Below are 22,175 nucleotides of genomic sequence, written 5' to 3' on the forward strand. Positions count from 1 at the left end.
TAATCTGGCGGAGTGGACGGGGCTCGAACCCGCGACCCCCGGCGTGACAGGCCGGTATTCTAACCAACTGAACTACCACTCCATTTCATGGTGGGTGCTGTAGGGATCGAACCTACGACCCTCGCCTTGTAAGGGCGATGCTCTCCCAGCTGAGCTAAGCACCCTGAAAACTTAAGCTTGTTGAACCGCTTCTTTCAGGTTTTTACCCGCTTTAAACTTGGCTACTCTAGATGCTTTAATCTGAATAGTTTTCCCAGTTTGTGGGTTTCTACCAGTACGTGCTGAACGATTACCTGTTGAAAAAGAACCAAATCCAGGTATTACAACTTGATCGCCACTTTTTAAGGCATCAGTTACAGTAGTCATAAAAGTTTCAAGAACTCTGCTTGCGTCAGCTTTTGTTAAACCTGAACCGCTTGCTATAGCATCAACTAATTCACTCTTATTCATCTTTTCCCCTTTACAGTTAATCATCCATATTCCGGAGCTGATTTAAACAGATTTAACTGCCCCAGTCAAGTTCGTACTTCCTTGCAGTGCCCGCCAGTAGCGGGCAACGAAGTGAAATATACCCCTTATTAATGTGCATGTAAATCATTATTTTTAATTTTTTTAGATCTTTTACCTGCGACAGGGTCAGGTTGTACATTTGTTGGCTTATTTAGCCAAGGACTGCGTTGTAAAGCGAGCTCAAGCACCTGTTCAATGGTCTTAACGGGATGAATAGTTAGCTTACGCAAAACATTATCTGGAATCTCTTCCAGATCTTTTACATTGTCCTCAGGGATAAGTACATGTTTAATTCCTCCCCTATGAGCAGCTAATAATTTTTCTTTTAAGCCCCCTATAGGCAATACTTGCCCGCGCAACGTAATTTCTCCAGTCATCGCTACATCAGCTTTAACGGGAATTTGCGTTACAACAGACACCAGTACCGTACACATACCTATACCAGCACTTGGCCCATCTTTAGGAGTCGCCCCTTCTGGTACATGAACATGGAAGTCATTTTTCTCATAAAAGTCATCTGGCAAGCCCAATTTGCTGGCTCGACTTCTCACTACAGTCATAGCTGCATGAATGGACTCTTGCATCACTTCGCCCAATTGACCGGTATGAGTCACTTTCCCCTTACCTGGCATCATAGACGCTTCAATCGTCAGTAATTCACCACCCACACTCGTCCAGGCCAATCCTGTAACCTGTCCAACCTGATCAAATTCTTCGGCTAATCCATATCTGAATTTCTTTACGCCCAAAAATTTTTCAATATTACTAATGGTTACATTCACTTTCTTGGTTTTTTTACTGGATAATATATCTTTAACCACTTTTCTGCAGACGCTGGCGATATCTCTCTCCAGATTACGTACCCCCGCCTCTCGAGTATAATGGCGAATTATGTCTCTGATGGCCCCTTCACTAATTGTAATTTCATTATTATTCAAACCATTCAATACAATTTGTTTCGGTACCAGATATTTCTCAGCAATACTTACTTTTTCATCCTCTGTATAGCCAGCCAATCGGATGACCTCCATCCGATCTAAGAGTGGTGCAGGAATTTCCAAAGAATTAGCTGTTGCAATAAACATGACATCACTTAAATCATAATCAACTTCCAGATAATGATCACTAAATGTATGATTTTGTTCGGGATCTAATACTTCTAATAAAGCAGAAGCAGGATCACCACGGAAATCCATTGCCATTTTATCGACTTCATCCAACATAATTAGAGGATTTTTAACCCCTGCCTTACACAGTTTCTGAATAATTTTCCCTGGCATAGAGCCTATATAAGTTCTTCTATGACCACGAATTTCAGCCTCATCTCGAACACCACCCAAAGCGATACGAATAAATGTTCGCCCAGTAGCATTTGCAATGGATTGTCCTAAAGAAGTTTTACCTACCCCTGGAGGACCAACCAAACATAAGATGGGTCCTTTCAAGCGTTTTACTCTTTGTTGGACCGCCAAATATTCAATAATACGTTCTTTAACCCGTTCTAATCCATGATGCTCTTTATCAAGTAATTGTTCTGCTTTACGTAAATCAAATTGAATTTTATTTTTCTTTTTCCAGGGAACCATCAACATCCAATCAAGATAATTACGAATAACGGTTGCTTCAGCGGACATTGGGGACATCATTTTTAATTTATGTAATTCGGCGAGCGATTTTTCTTTTGCTTCTTTTGGCATCCCTGCTTTATTAATCGAACTTTCTAATTGATCAATTTCGTTGCCTTCTTCACCCAACTCACCCAGTTCTTTCTGAATCGCCTTCATCTGTTCATTAAGATAATATTCGCGTTGGCTTTTTTCCATTTGACGCTTCACTCTGCCTCTTACACGTTTTTCAACATGGAGCAGATCAATTTCATTTTCTATAGCTGCCATCAAACGTTCTAAACGAACGCCAACATCATTAGTCTCGAGCAGTTCCTGTTTATCATCAACCTTAAGCGTTAAATGAGCTGCAATGGTGTCAGCGAGACGACCAGGTTCCTCAATGCCCGCTAAGGGTGATAATACTTCGGGAGGAATTTTTTTATTAAGTTTAATATATTGCTCAAATTGGGACATTAATGAGCGCATTAAAATGCCAATTTCTTGCTCTTGCAGAGCAGAGCTCACTTCTTCGATTGGTTCTAACGACGCCTCTAAATACCCTTTATCCTGCGTATATTCAATAACTCTGGCACGTTGCTCCCCCTCAACCAACACTTTTACCGTGCCATCAGGCAATTTCAGCAATTGTAATACACTAGATAAAGTGCCCACTTGATAAATGTCTTCAGGAGCAGGATCATCATTGGCTGATTTACGCTGGGCAACTAAAAAGATCTGCTTTGCATCAATCATTGCCGCTTCCAAGGCTTTAATTGATTTACCACGACCGACAAAAAGAGGAATAACCATATGAGGATAAACCACTACGTCTCTTAATGGTAATACAGGTAAGTTAGACATTTTTACAGTCTCATTCGATATCATTTCATTTTCAATAGACATGATGAACCCTTATTCAAACGAAAAGCCTTAATTATAGTTTTTTTGCTGCGTTTTTTATGAGTATACAGATATTAGGGCCTAGGAACAATTCGTTACATGAGCACTAAGTTATTGATATTTTTTAAGAGCTTAACCAGCCTGCACAAAATTTTTTAAACAAACGTATCACTATGACAAAAAATTTATTTCTATTTATTTAAAGAGGGATGAAATTTAATTTCCGCAGCAAAGACACTGCGGAAATTTTTGAACTACTTATTCTTTACTACCTGATGCACTTTTCATCTCATCTTGTTCATAAATGAGAATAGGCTTGGATAAATTATTAACTACACTCTCATCAATAACCACCTTATTCACACCTTCAAGAGAAGGTAATTCATACATGGTGTCTAAAAGAATATTTTCAAGTATAGCTCTCAACCCACGAGCACCCATTTTTCTATCCAGCGCCTTTTTAGCGATCGCAACCAAGGCTTCTTCCCTAAACTCAAGATCAACACCTTCCATTTTGAAAAGAGATTGAAATTGCTTTGTTAATGCATTTTTAGGGCTGGTCAAGATATCGATCAAAGCGGCTTCATCAAGTTCTTGCAACGTAGTAACAACTGGTAAACGACCTACAAATTCAGGAATTAATCCATATTTAATTAAATCATCTGATTCCAATTGACTTAGAACTTTCGAAACCTCATCACTAGTATCTTTTTTATTCTTTAATTGAGCAGAAAATCCGATACCAGATTTGTCGCTTCGTTCTCTTATCACTTTTTCCAAACCTGCAAAAGCGCCACCACAGATGAATAAAATATTTGACGTATCGACCTGCAAAAATTCTTGTTGCGGGTGTTTACGGCCACCTTGTGGAGGAACAGAAGCAATAGTTCCTTCAATTAATTTGAGCAAAGCTTGCTGAACACCCTCTCCAGATACATCTCTGGTTATGGACGGATTATCTGATTTGCGCGAAATCTTATCAATTTCATCAATGTAAACAATACCTTGTTGTGCCTTATCTACATCGTAATCGCATTTTTGCAATAGTTTCTGAATTATATTTTCAACATCCTCACCAACATAGCCCGCCTCAGTAAGCGTAGTTGCATCAGCCATAGCAAAGGGAACATTGAGAATGCGAGCTAAGGTTTGCGCCAGAAGAGTCTTACCACTACCAGTTGGACCAATAAGTAAAATATTACTTTTTCCAAGCTCAACCCCATCTTCACTTTTATGTTGTAAGCGTTTGTAATGATTATAAACAGCTACTGATAAAACTTTCTTGGCATGCGGTTGTCCTATGACATATTCATCCAGGAAATTAGAAATTTCTTTTGGTGGAGGTAAATGTGTTTCTGTCTCTTCATGAGTTTCATGAGTCTCTTCTCGAATTATATCATTACACAATTCAACACATTCATCACAAACGAACACGGAAGGACCAGCAATTAATTTTTTAACTTCATGCTGACTCTTACCACAAAAAGAACAATACAGAACTTTATCCCCACTTCCGTTACCGGATTTACTCATAACCAAACCCCTTCTTACAGCTATTACACAAAAAAAGTAATATACATGTAAAATTTTAGTCAATCAGGAAAAGATACGCCACTTTATTTGTGCCAATCCGGTATTACCCCACCGGATTGGCCTAAAAGTATCTACTTAATAATTACTCAGCTTTGCCAGCTAACAACTCTCTATCGTAGAGTACTTTATCAATTAATCCGTAATCAGCAGCCTGTGTAGCACTCATGAAATTATCACGCTCTGTATCGCGCATAATTTGATCTGATGTTTTTCCTGTATGTTTAGCCATAATGCTATTCAAACGCTCTCTTACAGCTAGAGTTTCACGAGCATGAATTTCAATATCTGTAGCCTGACCTCTGTAACCACCTAAAGGTTGATGAATCATCACTCGAGAATTAGGCAAACAGAACCTTTTGCCATCAGCTCCGGCACAAAGCAATAGGGCTGCAGCACTTGCTGCCTGCCCTATACATAAAGTACTCACATCTGGCTTGATAAACTGCATGGTATCGTAAATTGCAAGACCTGCAGTGACTACACCACCAGGAGAATTGATATAAAGTGATATATCTTTCTCAGGATTTTCAGACTCAAGAAACAACAATTGAGCAACAACCAAATTAGCCATGTGATCTTCAACTTCACCCAATAGAAATATGATACGTTCTTTCAATAATCTTGAGTAAATATCATAAGAGCGCTCACCGCGAGATGTTTGCTCAATTACCATTGGAACTAATCCACTAGCATTGCGTATTATGTTATCTGAATAACCCGGCATGCTTATTCTCCTTTGTTTTCAGTGTCCTTTTTAGGATTCATCACTGAGTCGTAATCCATAGTCTTATGTTTCAGTTTGGCATCCGCACCTATTTTCTCTGCGACCAAATCTTCCATCACTAAAGCTTCAATTTCAGCCAAATGTTCTTTGCTGCCTTGGTACCAAGCGCGAAGCTCATCTGGACTTTCATAAGCACTGGCAAATTTATCAATCATTGCATTCACTTTATCTTTGTCAGCTGTTATTTGATGCTTTTTAACATATTCTGAAAAGAGTAAACCAAGATGAACACGACGCATTGCCTGCTCTTCAAACAATTCTCTTGGGAAATCAGGAATTTGTTCATTTTCTTTGTGCTCATGTCCAAACAGGCGATGATACATGTCATGTTTCAAGTGTTCGATTTCTTTATCTATTAATGCGAGTGGTAAATCAATTTTATTCACTTTCATCAATGCATCGAACAATTTTTCTCTGTTCATCATACCGACGCGTCTTTCTAATTCACGAGTCATGTTGTCTTTAATGTCTTTACTCAGTGCTTCAACGCCACCTGTCTTGATATTAAATTTTTCAGCAAAAGCGTCATTCAGCTCAGGTAATTTACCTTCCATGACTTTTTGAATGGTAATTTTAAATGTAGCTTCTTTGCCGGCTAAATCTTTATGGCCGTAATCTGCAGGGAAAGTAACTTTAATATCAAAAGGCTTATCTTTTTTACCACCGATAATTCCATCTTCGAATCCTGGAATCATTGCACCGGAACCAATAACTAATTCATGACCTTCGGCGCTACCACCTTCAAAAGGTTTATCGTCCAGAAAGCCTTGGAAATCAATAACTACTTTATCGCCTTTTTTAACAGCATGAGACACTTCATGCCATTCTTTATTTTGCTCTCGTAGTTTTTCCAGCATGTCTTTTACGTCTTTGTCAGTAACCTCAGAACGTATTAATTCAACTGGAGCTTGATTAAGTTCAGCAATTTCAAATGTAGGAAATACTTCAAATACAGCGGTGTATCTAAAATCTTTACCTGCTTCAAGTTGTTCGGGTTCAACAGATGGGTAACCGGCTGGAACCAGCTCATTCTTTTGAAGTGCTTCATATAAAGTAGATTGAACCATTTCTCTGGCAACCTCTTCACGAACGCTATCTGAATAACGGCTTTTAACAACATCCATGGGCACTTTGCCAGGACGGAAACCGTCAATTTTAACTTTGCGAGCAAGATTTCTGAGACGCAAGCTCACTTCTTCCTCAACTTTCTCTGTAGGCACAGAAACTGTCACCTTACGCTCCAAACCTTTTAGGGTCTCAACAGAAACTTGCATCAATTCACCTCTTGGAAATTATCATGAAATGGTGCGAAAGGAGAGACTCGAACTCTCACGGGTTGCCCCGCTGGAACCTAAATCCAGTGCGTCTACCAATTCCGCCACTTTCGCAAATCAGGTTGGATTATCAATCAGTAATTCAGTCTTGTAAAGAGTCAGATGGAATCTTTAGCGGTAGACTTTTTTTGTAACATATGGGGTGAACGATGGGACTCGAACCCACGACAACCGGGATCACAACCCGGGGCTCTACCAACTGAGCTACGCTCACCATAAATTATTACCAGCAATAATTATTAACAATTTGACGGCTGGTGCGCCCGGCAGGATTCGAACCTGCTACCCTCGGCTTAGAAGGCCGATGCTCTATCCAGATGAGCTACGGGCGCTAATATGGTCGGGGAGGAGGGATTCGAACCCCCGACATCCTGCTCCCAAAGCAGGCGCGCTACCAGACTGCGCTACACCCCGTTACCCGTCCCAAGGACAGAGCGCAGATAATACTAGGTGATATCCTCAAGGTCAATATCCTAAACCATTAAATTTTCATTCATTTCAAATTTATTAGTAAAATTGAAATATCTTTATCCAAAATAAACTGTTTCTATCTAAATAAGGCATTTTCAGCTAGCATTAATTATTATTTTTTTTACTTACAGATACTATGAAAATCAAATTACTTCCTTTATTTGACAATCTGACCCATTTACACAGAAACCATGAAAACGTACAAATCCCTGACCCCCGCTTTCAGAATGACTTTAATTACACGTTAAGTTTTCTAAAAAGCTATACGGGAAGCCAGGGAACATTTAACAGTTACAGGCGAGAAGCGGAACGTTTATTACAATGGTCCTGGTTGATTAAAAATAAAACCATAGACGAACTAAAACGCGATGATATAGAACAATACATCCATTTTTGTCAAAGCCCACCTAAATCATGGATAAGCTTAAAAAAAGTTCCTCGCTTTATTGAAAAAGATGGGCAACGCATCCCTAATGAAGAATGGCGTCCCTTTGTTGCATCTGTTAGTAAGTCAGCGAGAAAAAATGGACAGACGGCCAGCATCGAGCAATTTAATTTATCTCAAGGGGCCACGCAGGAAATATTTGCCATTTTGAGTACTTTATTCAATTTTTTAATCGCGGAAGAATATTTGACCTCTAACCCTGTCGCATTAATTCGTCAAAAAAGTAAATTTATTCGCAAGCGACAGCAAAATGCTCCTGTGCGACGATTAAGCATAGTGCAATGGAATGCTGTTTTGCATGCTGCTGAGTCGCTGGCCAGTGACTCGCCAGAAAAACATGAAAGAACCCGGTTTATGTTAAGTCTGTTATTTGGTATGTATTTGCGTATTTCCGAGCTGGCGGCAAGCGACCGCTGGATCCCCAGTATGAATGATTTTGCCAAAGACAGTAATGGACACTGGTGGTTCACCACAGTAGGTAAAGGAAATAAGGAAAGACAGGTTGCCGTTAGTGAAGAAATGCTAGAATGTTTAACCCGTTGGCGCCTTTTTTTAGGGTTAACTCCCTTACCCTCACCAGCAGACAACTCCCCTCTTCTGCCCAAAATACGTGGCAATGGGCCTTTGAGTGATACCGCCCCTATTCGACGAATTATCCAGCGATGCTTTGATTTGGCTGCAGAACAACTTAGACACAGTGGTCATGCTGAAGAAGCCGATAATTTATCAGCAGCTACAGTTCATTGGCTCAGACACACAGGTATCTCGGAGGATGTGAAAATTCGGCCTCGTGAACATGTTCGAGATGATGCAGGACATAGCTCCAGTGCTACAACCGATCGTTATATAGATATTGAAAATCAGGCTCGTTATCAGTCTGCACGAAAAAAAACTATAGAGCCTGTTGAATAAAGTTATTCGGGACTCTAGGCATTTCGGAGGCAGGTCGTTCGCAGCCGATGTGCTGGCGAGTCGATTTCGGGGCTGGCTCGCCCCCGAAATCTTTCACGAGCCAGTGCTATCCTTAAAAACATTTACTAAATTTATTAAATAGACGCCCCTCTTGGACGCATTCTATAAACCTCTTCCCAGTGTTTGTCTGGTGAAACCATCTGGCGAGGAAAGAAACTTGGGAGCATTTTTGCAGAGTATAATGTAGAGGTCTTCTCCCTCTGATGACCTCGGGGTGAAACGGGGGCAGAGGAGGAATTAGCAATAGTGATCTCATCCTCTTCACTTTTATAACTCTTAGATATTTTACTGTAGGTTTTCTCTGAGTGTTCGGGCAAACTGGCTGCAGGTTGAGACTTTTCATTTGCAATGGATACTAAAACAACCATTTTAGCTTCTTCGAAGGACGCTATTGCTTTCTCAACCTTTTTTATGCTGCGCTGACAGCGCGCAAGCTTAGCCTTTTTTTCTGCCAAGAGAGCCTTTAAAGGTTCAGAATCTTTATCTTCCTCTATTTTTCTTTTTAACCTGCAGATCCTATTATTTAGAATTTGAACTTCTTTAACGAAACGGCTTTTCTTGTCCTGGGCCTGCTCTATGTTCTCGTTAAAAGTATTGATGTCTCTAAAACGTAATAGCAAAGGAGTGAAACTCTTTTCATGCTTCTGATCTTCAATGTAATGGCGTAATGCCGCAGTGTTTTGACGAGGTGAGTTAAGTTGGCACATGCGGTTATATTCCCTAAGTAACGCAAGAGGCAATCCATGCTCTAGTTGAGGAGTAGCAAGGGCCTGCAAGTTAGTAAAAACAAGTTGAAACCCCTCGTAGGATCCATTTTTAAGCAACAGGCTAGACACACTTATCCAGCGTCTAAATGCACTTAATTGCGCGTCAGGTGATCCTTTATGCTGATTAATATCTTGTTTGACAAAGAAGGATAGATGGGCATGCACCTCATAATATTTTTTTACCGCAGCATTCGCTTTAGCAGGATTTCCAAATCCAGAAGCAGTCCTAAAATCGTTAATAGGAATGTTCAAAAAAGCCCTACGCAGCTTATTGTCCACCAACTGAACATAATCCCATACTATATTATTTTCGATAAAGCCATACTGCCGATGGTTTTGTTTTTTACGAGCTATTCCTCGCTGGACATCTCGCTTGGCAATGGCCTCATCTAATTTTTTTGATGCCATAGGTTGTTCCCAAAACTTGGGCTTTTCAGTCAATAAGTCAGTGAACGCATTCTTACTCATCAGTTCCTCGCATTTAAGATTAAATACAATTGTCTATTAGGGGGGCTTTCCATAAAAGAATTATACTTTAATTATGGTAAATTAGAGTATACACATTATTAAGGTATTTTATTTATTAGCAATAGGGTTGGCTGTCGTGCAGCTCAGCGAGATTATAATACTCATTCAAGCAGCAACGTAAGTCGGGCAACAAATTGCCCGACATCGAGCTATTTAGGTTTTGCCCTACTCGAAATTGGGCGTCGTTAAAACCGTTCGTCGTTGCTTCATTGTAAAGTTTCGCCATCCCCTAGTGTCAAATAATAACGCTCTAAATCAACTATTGAACTCCTCAACACTGTTATTTGTGCTTGTATAATGTCTTCTGTACTAATCCATTGTTGACCATTTGCACGTTTATTTAATTCAATGCGTGTGTTTAATAAAAATTGGGCGATAGTTGCTTGAATACTGGCGCTTATTTCATCTTCGTGCGGTTTCGATTCCTCAAGAAATTTTTGGATTAATTCCTGATTATTTTGTATGAATTCGCTTTGTGTTTCTTGGGTCATATTTACCTCATTAATTTCTATTTCAATACCTTTGCACATCCGTTTAATAGTCATTCAAGTTTAAACATTAATTCTTCTGGTTTGTCTCCATAAGCTAACCGTATACCCATTAGTTGGCTGTGTATTTTATATCTTCCTTCCCTTGTCTATCAATTTTTCAGTAAAGAAGGTTAATCTAATTGTTTTGGTTTATTGAATATGTGGCATAACTATAATACACATCATGAAATATTTATTGCTTTTGTAGTAGTTAGGGTCTCTTTAGTGACAACTTTGTTAGTATAATACCTTTTTAGCAAGTGAAATTATGTAATATTGAATGAAGCTATTTACAGAGCATCCTAGATTTTTAGATATTACGCGGGTATTAAAAAAGACATTTGGTAAAGAAATTCCAGATGCTATGGATGCTAACGATTTACACAATATGCTAACAAGATGACTCCTACAAACTAGGAGATGCTCCTTCTTTTTCGTGCTCGCTGGGTTTTGGTGCTGCAGCTGCAGCATTTGCCGCATCTGCACTTGCTGCTTTTGCGGCAGCCAGTGCTGCTTTGAAGCCCGTAGTTGCTTCTACTGCTGCATTTGCCATTGCTGCTCCTCCTGCCCCAGCTGCTGCATTTGCCACTGCTGCCCCTCCTGCCCCAGCTGCTGTATTTACCGCTACGGCTCTTCCAGCCCCCGCCCCAGCTGCTGCATTGGCTGCTGCCTTTTGTTTTTCCAATGCTTCGATGACGAATTTTATTTGATCTAAACCATAATGAGCGGCATCAGCATCAGCATCGGCATCGGCATCGGCATCAGAACCAGAACCAGCAGCTGCACCAGCATCTGCATCTGCATCTGCATCAGCATCAGCATCTGCATCTGCATCTGCATATGCATCTGTGCCTTGATCTTTCATGTCTATGGATTTATCGCCCACCAAATCATCATGACAAGAAGCAAAATATTCCTCTTTGTTAAGCTTGCATTGTTTTAGAATAAAATCAGGTGTGTAGTGATGGTCACAATATAATTTACGAGCATAACTTTCTATTACTTTTCCATTCTCAAATACAATCGCAGCATCTTCAGGTTTAACGGATATTTTCTTATAGGCGTCACCGGTGTATTCATAAACATCATTAACCACGGCATTGGCATTATGCCCAATGAAGCCCATGACATTCACTTTAGGTAACAACATGCTGAGTACGCGCGCGGGGGAATAAAAAAATTGACTACCCTCTTTATTGATTATTTCAACCCCAGTGTAACAACCACTTAAGACAATATTGGTTAGTTTGGCCCCAGTCAATTTTTCAATGGTTCGAGCAAAAACCACAAATCGAGCAGTGCTTTCCAATTCATCCATAGCGCTTCTTTTGTCAGCAAAAAACCAGCCGGGGGCACCGTGTGCTTCAACCCATATGGTTAATGACTTATTCTGATGCCCCGGTTTAATTAATTTTTCTAGTCCAGCCTTTGTATCCCAGATAATTTGCCCTTTATTAATAAGAGCATAACCCGCCGTTTCAGTAACGTCTTTTACCGTATGGTAGCCTACAGCAGAGTCATTATTACTTGGTGCGTGTATAATGATAACCGAAGGCTTTTTCTTATTTGTTAATCCACAGCCCTTAGGTTTTAAAATTTTTTGCGTTTCACTATAAGTAGTAGCAGCTGCGGCAGCGCCCGCTGGTTTTTGCTGAGGTTTGGGCGGCATTATACATCTCCCTGTATCGCGACAACTCGATCAATTGTATAAATATTATACACCAAAACCCACGCTTCTGTGCTTAATGTATCATTTGTTCTTCAGCATAAAGGATAATATAAACCTTAAATAAACTTATTATTAATTATACTCATTGTGCCTCCAAATAAAATTCGAGATAATAAATATCTTAATACACGACTCATTAGAAACCGATGCTGAACATTTTAGAAGATATTGATTTAACTCCCTTAAATACATTGCACTTAAAATCAACAGCGTCTCATTATGTTGTGTTAAATCAAGTCGAGAAATTAGATGAAATTAGAGAAATTCTTTCTAATTTTTCAAAGTTCTTTATCTTGGGCGGAGGGAGTAATCTAATAATACCCACCCGATATCAAGGTTTAGTTATCCATAATAAGTTACGTGGTATCACAATTACTAAAGTTGGCCAAGAACAGATTGTTACGGCAATGGCAGGTGAGAACTGGGATGCGTTTGTGGCTTATTGCATCATTCATGGTGCGTTTGGTTTGGAAAATTTAAGCTTAATCCCGGGCACGGTGGGTGCATCGCCAATTCAAAATATTGGAGCTTACGGAGTCGAGGTTAAAGATTTTATCAAAGAGGTTTTGGTATATGATCTTCAAACGTCAAAACTAGTTAGTCTTAGCAATAAAGAATGTCAATTTAGTTATCGAAATAGCTTTTTAAAAAATAATTCGCGTTTTATAGTTATTAGCGTCAGTTTTACTTTATTAACGGAGCCCAATCTTCATGTTAATTACGGTGATATTGCCCAAAGACTTTCAACTTTAACAGATCCAACACCTCATGACTTACGTAATATAATCATTAGCATTCGTCAAAGTAAATTACCTGACCCCGACGAGCTAGGGAATGCAGGTAGTTTTTTTCATAATCCTATTATATCCAAGAAAATAGCGCAGAAACTATGTATTAAACACCCTAATATACAGCTGTACCCCACGCATGATCCCGAGAAAATTAAAGTATCTGCAGGGTGGCTGATTGATAGTTTAGGTCTTAAGGGATTACGACAAGGCAACGTTGGCATTTACCAGAAGCATGCATTGGTTATGGTAAATTATGGCGGGGCTTACCAAGCAGAATTATTAGCGTTTGCCGATTGGATTCAAATGCAAATTAAAGAGCATTATGATATAGAACTTAATATTGAACCCATCATTTTATGACATTATTAATGGACATTTAAATTAATTGATGAGTCAACATGGACTAAGTAGCTATCTTAGTTTATGTGCAGAGTTTCATGATTCTATAAGACCTCATCCACCAGAGGACGCTATGCATTTTATCACACAGGGGGTTAATGCGGTAGAAATAGTACCTGATCAACTCGATGTTTGGAGAGGGATTATATGTCAGCTTTTTAACGTTGACTAAGTTAACCCCTAATTTATTTCACTCTGAGGGTCGGCGGGATTATGACGATACCGTTTAATACTCATTTTTAATTCAATTTAAATTCCCCCCTTAATTTCTCAATTGTGTCAGCAGTAATTTTTCTGAATCGTTCAGGAGTTAATTCATTAAACACTTCATCGGACTTTTTACCTTGTATTAATACTTCCTCGTAAGCATTTTTACCTAACATGGTAAATAAGTTATTCAGTTCTGGGATTGAAAAATTAAATAAAACCGAATTTTCTTCTGGCATAGATGGCGTGATTCTTTCTGGTGAATGCATTTCATAAGCATAAGCAATCTCAATCAAAGTACCCTCTTGAAATTGTTTGCCCGTTAACTCAACTCCGATAGGCATGTGTGTTTCATCACTATAGCCAACATTTATATTAATAGAAGGAAGACCTGCGTTAGATGAGATAGGTGCACGCCAAGTATTAACTCTCATACCATCATATGTGGCGGTTCCCTGTGTGGTAATCGGCATGAGTAAAGCATCCAGATGATTTTTGTCCATAACCTTTTGAACATAGCTATTATTTTTGGCAAAAATTGTTAAAGCACGTTTATAAGACGTGCTGGTTTTGCTCGCCATATTCTTCATAAATTGAAGACAATTTTTTATAGAGCCAAAATTTCGAGTGCGGTTGGATTCACAAATATCTCGAAAACTTTTTCGCGTCGATGGAAAAGAAGCGAGATACTCATTTACATCTTGAATTTCCCCAGCTTGATTGTTTTGACGATCATTATTAAATGCAGGGAGATTTACATCAATAATGGTTGCCCCCAACCGCCGCATGCTTGTGATGGCGTTATGCATTATTTTTGCAATGTGAGCTGGCATTTTATCAAATGTATTGATGTCACTAACGTAATGCACGATACCAATACGTTTGTTACTCAATCCATTCATGTTAAGAAATGCCGTATAGGTTTTCACTCTCGGGGTTTTCAGTGTTTTCGGATCATGAGGATCAGGCTTCGCAATTATATCCAGTAAAATGGCTAGCTCTTGTGTAGTGCGTGTAATAGGTCCTGCCGTTCCATCTAGATTACCCATGGGGAAAATACCATGTTGACTAATCAGGCCAGTACTTGGGCGCAATCCTACCAAACCGTGAAATGCAGATGGAATTCTTACTGATCCACTGTTATCAGTACCAATACCAAGTAAAGCAAAACTAGCGCTGACTGCAGCTGCCGGTCCACCGCTAGACCCTCCAGGGTTTTTGCTAGGATCATAGGCATTACCAATTCTTCCATTACGGCTGCTAATGCCAAACATTCCCCAGGCAAATTCGTCCATACCTCCTTTTCCCAAAATAATGGCGCCAGCATTGCGTAATTTTTCTACTAGAAATGCATCGTGAATCGGTTGGCTGCCTAGTAATGCGTAAGATCCAGAAGTTGTTGTAGTATCAAATGAATTAATATTATCTTTCAGAATGACAGGGATACAGTGAAGTGGTCCTGATATCTGACCTGATTTTTTAAAGTATGCATCTAACTGTTGTGCTTGGGTTAAAACGGAGGGATTAATTTCACTCCAGGCATTGATTGGTGCGCTGCTGTTGACACTTAGATTATATTTTTTAATCCGCTCAAGGTATAAGGTCACCAATTGAAAGCAAGTGAGTTGATGACTCTGAATGGCGTTATGAATTGAAGTAATCGTCATAGACTCTAAATTAGGTGAAAAAACCGCTTTTTGAAGTGAGAAGGAGGTCTGACTAACGAATAATGTAATAAATAGGGGTATAACAGCATAATATTTCATGGTTATTTTTCTCAAAAAATACCCAGTTAGGGTTGTAATCAATTAAAGTGTCGTAATATCATTCTAATGATGCCCTAGTATGATGTTAACAAACTTTTTTCGCATTAATAATTCTTTTTACAATGTACGACCAAAATTCAGTTGTCGGCCCTTGGGGAGTAATGGAACGGCCAACCGACTTAAGGATTATTAGGGAGCTTTATTGATCTATTTGCCAATTTTTGCTCATCTGAGATAAAAAGTGGGGAAGGTTTTTCAGCTCTCATCAACCACCATTCTGTAAAATTATAACTAAGTTTTGGTTTGATAAATTCTCAGGCCAATGTTAGTTGCCATAATGATATTTATCAAAATATTTAACGGTATTAGATAATAATTAGAAGACAATACTGGAAAATAATTTGGTAGACATTCTAAAAGAATATCAAGGAAATAGTATTTAATACCCACAGTGAAAGAAAAGGTAAAGAACTTACTGAGAAAATCATTACCCTTGCCTCCACCATTGACCAAATAAAACAGTATTAATCCAATCACACCTAATATACGGAACAGCCAAATATTTAAATAATCGATAGTAGTTGGAGCCCTAGCTATTAGGTCCAAAGTTTGCTGAGTTAATCCAAAGTAATCAAACAGCATGATAAGATAAAAATAGATAAAGAGTTCTGTTTGGGAAAGACATCCAGTTTGTATTTTCTGTTTGCCTGCCTTGGTGCTGAAAAAACTTAATATCTTTGAGTGCATACTCGAACTCCTTATCGATCTTGCAAACGATATATTGTTGCTTTATGAACTTAAAAGTTTTAGCAATTTCACTGACAGATTTGTTTTCTTCTAATAACTGTTGTGCTAATAATTTTTGTTCTTCATTCATTTTCTTAGGGCGACCAAATTGAATTCCACGTTGTTTTGCTGTCAGGTCCTGCGGAAGTGCGCTCACGAATTAGATCCCTAAACCATAATTTTCCGCAGTGAGCCAAGTGGTCCGATTATTAGTGTAAATCAATTTGGTTTGAACTAATTAGTTTATCCATGACTTACGGTAATCCTTCGATACTAAAAAAAGAATAGCTATAAAATGACTATAATTAGAGTTAATTAAATATAGTATGAATGAGTATGATTTATGAAGAGCGGAAATGACAGTTCAATTCTATCAGAGTCCAATATACCACAAGCCTTGGTTATTGGTTGTTCTCATGACAATCCACACTGCAGCCATAATCGTGAAACTCATCCAAATAGTGATGACTTCTACACTATTGATATAAACAAAGATTTAAATCCTGATTTGCATCTGGATGTAGTAAACGATGACATACCGGAAAACCTTGTTAACAATTTCAAACTAACCATACTGGAATATTTACCTAGTGATGTATATAACCATAACGACTTGATAACGCAAGTCACCGGTTCCAGCGGCCAGAGGGGACTGCATAATATTAGAAATATGACTGATGAAAATGGATTAATTATGGTTATTGGCAATAGAAGGAGTTTTCAATTCAGGAGTTCGTTGGCTAATTTAAATTATATTGAATTGGCTGAAAGTGAAGATAAAGATTCTGCTGTCATTATTATCCCTAATAATCAAAGTTTAAGTTTTGAAGAAGTCATGGAGCAAGTGCATGAGTTGCCTTCACCACTTAAAAATTCTATAACTGCAGCAACGTCAACATTTTTTCAACCTCTGGAACCCCATGAGTTTTGTAAATTAAATTACACGCCATCACCAGAAAACAAAGAGATTATTACTGCCCTTAATAATTATGTAACGATGCGCATGTTTGGTAAGGAATATGAGAATACAGTTAGCTTTTTAGGATTCAAATTTAATTTTGGGTATTCAAGAAATGAAAAAATGGATGCAGCTAATGCCTTGATTAATGTTTTACTTGGAAACCAGCCTTTAGAATCCCTAGAGTTACATAAAGATGCTTTATCAAATGGTAGATTAAAACAACTTATAAAACATCATTTACATGGAAATTCGATTCAAAATTTAATTTGTCCCAAACAAAAAGATGAAAATTTAGTAAATATGCAAATAACGAATAGAATGGATAGCCCTTGGGATAGCAAAGCAGAAGAGAACATAAGAAATCCCGTAGACCAAGGAATCGACACCTTTATTAGCTATGAAGAACTAGCAATATTAGCTTCGCATGGGGAGCACTTCTTTGTTCCTCCAACTGACTATACAACGGATGTTTGTTTATCATGCGGTGATGGATGTTTTTATAAAGGTTCATTGACCGATATTCATCGCCAATTGAAAAATGCTTTAGAGGAAGATCCTGAGAATTTAAATCTTTCCAATGGATTGGCGATAATTAGCCGAGAACTTATTAATAATCCTCATTTGGCATATTCTGGAAAAAAAGAAACCGGAGTTGATAACACCGTAGAGCAAGAACATAAATCAAAAATCCAATTTAATTGATAAAATCTAAAACCCATTACAAATCATTAATTACACCTGATTGCAACTCCCTAAATTTCCCAGCAGCTGCCGAATTACCCGACTAAAGATCCTTGCTATCACTCTTACAAAATTACTTAATCATACCCAACCTTTCTTAACATTGTGCTATTTAATAGTCTTATATAACTTTCATTAGCACCTTGTCGGGCAATCTGTTGCCCGACCTACGCTTGCTAATATACAGCTGTACCCCACGCATGATCCCGAGAAAATTAAAGTATCAGCAGGGTGGCTGATTGATAGTTTAGGTCTTAAGGGATTACGACGAGGCAACGTTGGCATTTACAGAAGCATGCATTGGTTATGGGGGCTTACCAAGCAGAATTATTAGCGTTTGCCGATTGAATTCAAATGCAAATTAAAGAGCATTATGATATAGAACTTAATATTGAACCCATCATTTTATGATATTCTTAATGGATATTTAAATTAAGATGAGTCAACGTGACAGGGGCAATACTATTACGTCATTTTATTGCTTTTATGACATATACTTTGGCGGTTTGCGAAGTAAGGAAATATCAGAATGCATGGTAGATTTGAATCGAGCGCAATGCAGTCGGTAGGAAGAAAAAATCTAGATAGTTGGCGCAAGTTGTTTGTTCAACATATGCGGGAAATTGATCAACAGTTTGATCCTGGCCATAGATTAGATCATGTTTTACGTGTCACAAAAACATCTTTAGAATTAGCTGAAAAGGAAAATGCTAATTTAGCAGTCGTCTTGCCTAGTGCAATACTTCATGACTCTTTGCCTATGGATAAGTTTTCAAAGAAGCGAAAAGATGCTTCTAAAATATCTGCACAAAACACTATTGAGTTACTTAAGCAATGGGGATATCCAGATGAATTCCATGATGCTACCTATCATGCCATTCTTTGCCATAGCTACTCAGCGGGATTCGTGCCTCAGTCATTAGAGGCAAAAATTGTACAAGATGCTGACCGCTTAGATGCTCTTGGAGCAATTGGAATTGCTCGAACTATGGCCGTAGGTTTTAACCATGGAAATTCGCTTTATGATTTAGCATACCCTTTCCCTGATAAGCGAGAAGCAAATGATCAACGCTTCATTCTCGATCATTTTTATATGAAATTATTTAAATTACCCCAGACATTTCATACCAGATCTGCTAAAGAAGAAGCAAGGAGTCGCATCCAAATCATGGAGCAATATCTGCACAGTTTAGCTCGTGAAATTGGAACCGAATATCTTCCATTTCAGCAATATTAATATAATAAGGAGAATTATATGCAGCAAAAAATTGAAATCTGTTCAGGAACATTAGGGATTAAAACATCAGAAACCTTAAAAGAGCTTATTACAGTGGGATACAAAACCTTTGACTTAGCGACTGCTTATTCAGGGGGGCATGAACTACTTGGAGAAGCTCTGCATGGTATTGCTCGTAATGAAATAAAAATTTGCTCAAAAATTAATGACAATGATTTATTGAATCATAATTTTTCCATTAGGAGCATTTTAGATAATATTTTAAAAGAATTAAATACAGGGTATGTTGATATTTTAATGTTCCATAGTCCTGCTCTTTTATTGCATGAACATGCCACTAAGGTTTTAGAAGAGCTTATTGCTCTAAAAAGAGAAGGAAAAATAAAAGAAATTGGTGTTAGCAACTTTACTGTTAGTGATTTAGAAAGAATGGGGGAATATCGTCGCTTAATCAAATATAATCAAATTGAAATGAGCCCCTATTTAACTCAAGATGAGACTGTGAAATATTGTCAGCAAAATTCAATTCAAATTATGGCTTATGGATCTTTTGGGAGAGGAAAAGCAGATATAGCGGGGGAAGAAGTTATAAAAGGTATTGCGACAAAGCACGGAGTTACACCTCATCAAGTGATACTGGCTTGGCTATTGGAACAAAATATTATACCTGTTGTAAAAGCTTCTAGTTCTTCTCACATGGAATCTAACCTAAAAGCAACTAGTATTGAACTTGAATCCGAAGACATAAACGCGATTTCCTCCCTAAACCGAAATTTTCAAACTTGCTTCTGGAAAAAATTTGTAAAACTTCAAAACATAGAACAGTATAATGATGTGCCCCTAGTGAAACCAATCTCAGCTCATGTAAGTTTGAGCGTGCTTACTAATAATTCCACTAGAAAAGAGGAGTTAGTTGCTGAGTACTTAGATTTCCAAACCAAATTATAAGTTTTACAATAAGAGGATATTAAGGCCAATTCAGAATTGGCCTTAATAAAAGAAAATTCATGAATTAACAATCCTGCTAATTTTGCATTAAAACCAAAAAAAGTGACGCCTTTGGAGTTTCGTGCTCTATCACTCATGTGTAACTAATCGTCGCAATTGCCCAATAAAAGCAAATTGTTTGGCTAAGCGCTGCAGTGGTGCCGGGAAAATATTAATTGTGAAGGCCTCACTAAATTATGATAAAATTCCTCATTAATTTTTGCTGATGGTTTAACATGCTCACCTTGCGTCACATCACTTTATCTCGTGGAAACAAAGTCTTACTCGATAAAGCCAGTGTTAGTCTCTATGAAAAACAAAAAATTGGATTGATCGGTCATAATGGTTGTGGAAAATCCACCCTTTTTGATTTTTTGTTGGGTAAATTAACAGCAGATACAGGCGAATATTTAATTAATCCTCAATTAAGTATCAGTCATTTATCCCAACAATTACCTGATAGCGATGAAAAAGCTTTAGACTTTGTTCTTGGTGGTGATGAAGAATATATTAATCTGCTGCAGCGCCTGGCAAAAGCGGAGCAATCCGGCAATGATGCAGACGTTTTGGCCTGTCATGAAGAATTGGCTCATACTGCAGGATACAGTAAGCCTGCTCAAGCAGCTACTATCATGTCCGGTCTTGGCTTTAGAGGGGATCAGCAGCAAGCCTCGGTTAATAGCTTTTCTGGTGGTTGGCGAATGCGTTTAAGTCTGGCTCGCTGCTTAATGAAACCTGCAGCATTGCTCTTGTTAGATGAGCCAACAAACCACCTGGATATGGAAGCTATTTTCTGGCTGGAACGTTTTTTAAAACAAAGTCCAAGTACTATTATTTTAATTTCTCATGATAGAGAATTTCTTGATGCCTTTGTCACTCATATATTGCATATTGAAAAGCAAAATTTAACCCTTTACACCGGCGATTACAGTTGTTTTGAAAAAACTCATGCGCAACAATTAGCTTTGCAGCAAATCATGTATGAAAAACAACAAACAAAAATTAATCACATGATGGCTTTTGTAAATCGCTTTAAAGCAAAAGCCACTAAAGCAAAACAAGCTCAAAGTCGTGTCAAAGCAATTGAAAAAATGGAAATTATTGCAGCAGCCCAGGCAGATTCTCCTTTTTCTTTTGATTTCTTTCCTTGCCCTCGCGCGGGGAATCCTTTAATTCAATGCAATCAGGTTAATGCCGGATATCAAGCTGATGCGCCTATCCTGAAAAAAATTAATCTCACCCTTAATCCTGGCGATAGAATTGCTCTACTGGGCCCCAATGGTGAAGGAAAATCTACTCTAATTAAAACCTTAACTGGTTCTTTGCCTACTCTAAGCGGAGATATTCATCGCTCTCCTCATTTAAAAATAGGCTATTATGCTCAACATCAACTAGAACAACTGGATTGTAAACTAAGCCCAGTGGAGACCATCCAAATCTTATCGCCTGAAGCAAGAGAACAAAGCATTCGTGATTTTCTGGGTGGTTTTAATTTCATCGGTGATATGGCAGTTCAAGCCATTCATCATTTTTCTGGTGGTGAAAAAGCACGTTTGGCTTTGGCGAAACTCGTCTGGCTTAAACCCAATTTATTATTACTTGATGAACCCACCAACCATTTGGATCTCGGCATGCGATCAGCAATTGAGCTGGCTCTACAAAGTTACGAAGGAGCCCTGATTTTGATTTCACATGATCGTCATATGCTAAAAACAAGTGTGGATGATTTCTATTTGGTATACCAACAGAAAGTTCAGCCTTTTGATGGCGATCTCGATGATTATTACTCATGGTTGCAATCAAAAAATGCCGTAAAAGAAAAAGAAGTCTCCGCCAACTCTTCTGCCAGCATGTATAAAGAGAAAAAAACCTTACAAAATCGCCTAAAGAAGTTAGAACAATTAATGGACCAGTATCAGGAGAAAATTCAGCAACTCGATCTTCAGTTGAGTGATTCAACACTTTATGAAGATAATAGTCAGAAGAAAAAATTGGATAAACTACTACAAGACCGCGACTTCGCACATTCTTCCCTACACAAGACAGAGGAAGAATGGATGGAGGTATGTAGCGCTTTAGAAAAAGCAGATTAGAACTGAAAATTATGCAGATTTTTAGGCGCGAGCTCTA

General features: G+C 38.4%; 16 protein-coding genes and 6 tRNA genes. 6 read left to right on the forward strand and 16 right to left on the reverse strand.

Going from position 1 to position 22,175, the window contains the following annotated elements; genetic code table 11:
• Positions 1–5 precede the first annotated feature (5 nt).
• The 11 genes from LOX96_RS00545 to LOX96_RS00595 all read right to left on the reverse strand — a co-directional run bounded on the left by LOX96_RS00545 (position 6) and on the right by LOX96_RS00595 (position 7,142).
• Positions 6–82: transfer RNA gene (locus LOX96_RS00545), tRNA-Asp, on the reverse strand.
• Positions 83–88: 6 nt separating this feature from the next.
• Positions 89–164, reverse strand: a tRNA-Val gene (locus tag LOX96_RS00550).
• 7 nt (positions 165–171) lie between these two features.
• Positions 172–450, reverse strand: a complete 279-nt coding sequence (locus tag LOX96_RS00555; RefSeq protein ID WP_058473652.1) for an HU family DNA-binding protein — start codon at positions 448–450, stop codon at positions 172–174.
• Positions 451–578: 128 nt separating this feature from the next.
• Complete coding sequence (gene lon, locus LOX96_RS00560) at positions 579–3,020, reverse strand: endopeptidase La (protein ID WP_250419871.1); 2,442 nt, start codon at positions 3,018–3,020, stop codon at positions 579–581.
• A 255-nt stretch (positions 3,021–3,275) separates the two neighbouring features.
• Complete coding sequence (clpX, locus tag LOX96_RS00565) at positions 3,276–4,550, reverse strand: ATP-dependent Clp protease ATP-binding subunit ClpX (protein ID WP_250419868.1); 1,275 nt, start codon at positions 4,548–4,550, stop codon at positions 3,276–3,278.
• Between the two features lie 142 nt (positions 4,551–4,692).
• Positions 4,693–5,334, reverse strand: coding sequence for an ATP-dependent Clp endopeptidase proteolytic subunit ClpP (gene clpP, locus LOX96_RS00570; protein WP_250419865.1), 642 nt, complete (start codon positions 5,332–5,334; stop codon positions 4,693–4,695).
• Between the two features lie 2 nt (positions 5,335–5,336).
• Entirely contained in the window at positions 5,337–6,668 is a 1,332-nt protein-coding gene (tig, locus tag LOX96_RS00575) for a trigger factor (protein ID WP_250419862.1), read from the reverse strand.
• Positions 6,669–6,697: 29 nt separating this feature from the next.
• A tRNA-Leu gene (locus LOX96_RS00580) sits at positions 6,698–6,782 on the reverse strand.
• An 84-nt stretch (positions 6,783–6,866) separates the two neighbouring features.
• Positions 6,867–6,942, reverse strand: a tRNA-His gene (locus LOX96_RS00585).
• A gap of 41 nt (positions 6,943–6,983) precedes the next feature.
• Positions 6,984–7,060, reverse strand: a tRNA-Arg gene (locus LOX96_RS00590).
• Between the two features lie 5 nt (positions 7,061–7,065).
• Positions 7,066–7,142, reverse strand: a tRNA-Pro gene (locus LOX96_RS00595).
• Between the two features lie 193 nt (positions 7,143–7,335).
• Between LOX96_RS00595 and LOX96_RS00600 the strand changes: the two genes are divergently transcribed.
• Positions 7,336–8,556 (forward strand): tyrosine-type recombinase/integrase, encoded by a 1,221-nt coding sequence (locus LOX96_RS00600; protein WP_250419859.1) that lies wholly within the window; start codon positions 7,336–7,338, stop codon positions 8,554–8,556.
• 134 nt (positions 8,557–8,690) lie between these two features.
• On the opposite strand, the gene LOX96_RS00605 is transcribed toward LOX96_RS00600, so the two are convergent.
• The 3 genes from LOX96_RS00605 to LOX96_RS00615 form a co-directional block, all read right to left on the reverse strand.
• Entirely contained in the window at positions 8,691–9,851 is a 1,161-nt protein-coding gene (locus tag LOX96_RS00605; protein WP_250419856.1) for a hypothetical protein, read from the reverse strand.
• 266 nt (positions 9,852–10,117) lie between these two features.
• Positions 10,118–10,402, reverse strand: coding sequence for a hypothetical protein (locus LOX96_RS00610; RefSeq protein WP_250419853.1), 285 nt, complete (start codon positions 10,400–10,402; stop codon positions 10,118–10,120).
• 445 nt (positions 10,403–10,847) lie between these two features.
• The gene (locus tag LOX96_RS00615) at positions 10,848–12,110 is read right to left on the reverse strand and encodes a hypothetical protein (protein ID WP_250419851.1); all 1,263 of its coding nucleotides are present in this window, start codon (positions 12,108–12,110) and stop codon (positions 10,848–10,850) included.
• A gap of 206 nt (positions 12,111–12,316) precedes the next feature.
• Between LOX96_RS00615 and murB the strand changes: the two genes are divergently transcribed.
• Entirely contained in the window at positions 12,317–13,321 is a 1,005-nt protein-coding gene (gene murB / locus LOX96_RS00620; RefSeq protein WP_250419849.1) for a UDP-N-acetylmuramate dehydrogenase, read from the forward strand.
• 278 nt (positions 13,322–13,599) lie between these two features.
• Here murB and LOX96_RS00625 read toward each other — a convergent pair whose 3' ends face one another.
• Both LOX96_RS00625 and LOX96_RS00630 read right to left on the reverse strand, forming a co-directional pair.
• A complete protein-coding gene (locus LOX96_RS00625; RefSeq protein WP_250456338.1) occupies positions 13,600–15,333 on the reverse strand; it encodes an amidase in 1,734 nt (577 codons plus the stop codon).
• A gap of 631 nt (positions 15,334–15,964) precedes the next feature.
• The gene (locus LOX96_RS00630; RefSeq protein WP_250419843.1) at positions 15,965–16,276 is read right to left on the reverse strand and encodes a helix-turn-helix domain-containing protein; all 312 of its coding nucleotides are present in this window, start codon (positions 16,274–16,276) and stop codon (positions 15,965–15,967) included.
• A 186-nt stretch (positions 16,277–16,462) separates the two neighbouring features.
• Between LOX96_RS00630 and LOX96_RS00635 the strand changes: the two genes are divergently transcribed.
• From LOX96_RS00635 to LOX96_RS00655, 4 genes are all read left to right on the forward strand, one after another.
• Positions 16,463–17,782 (forward strand): hypothetical protein, encoded by a 1,320-nt coding sequence (locus LOX96_RS00635; protein ID WP_250419840.1) that lies wholly within the window; start codon positions 16,463–16,465, stop codon positions 17,780–17,782.
• A gap of 568 nt (positions 17,783–18,350) precedes the next feature.
• Positions 18,351–19,058, forward strand: a complete 708-nt coding sequence (locus LOX96_RS00645; protein WP_250419836.1) for an HD domain-containing protein — start codon at positions 18,351–18,353, stop codon at positions 19,056–19,058.
• Between the two features lie 18 nt (positions 19,059–19,076).
• On the forward strand, positions 19,077–20,006 hold the full coding sequence (locus LOX96_RS00650; protein WP_250419833.1) for an aldo/keto reductase family protein: 930 nt from the start codon (positions 19,077–19,079) through the stop codon (positions 20,004–20,006).
• Positions 20,007–20,281: 275 nt separating this feature from the next.
• Positions 20,282–22,138, forward strand: coding sequence for an ABC-F family ATP-binding cassette domain-containing protein (locus LOX96_RS00655; protein WP_250419831.1), 1,857 nt, complete (start codon positions 20,282–20,284; stop codon positions 22,136–22,138).
• The last annotated feature ends 37 nt before the right edge of the window (positions 22,139–22,175 follow it).

It is taken from the genome of Legionella maioricensis (assembly GCF_023618015.1).
Classification (GTDB): domain Bacteria; phylum Pseudomonadota; class Gammaproteobacteria; order Legionellales; family Legionellaceae; genus Legionella; species Legionella maioricensis.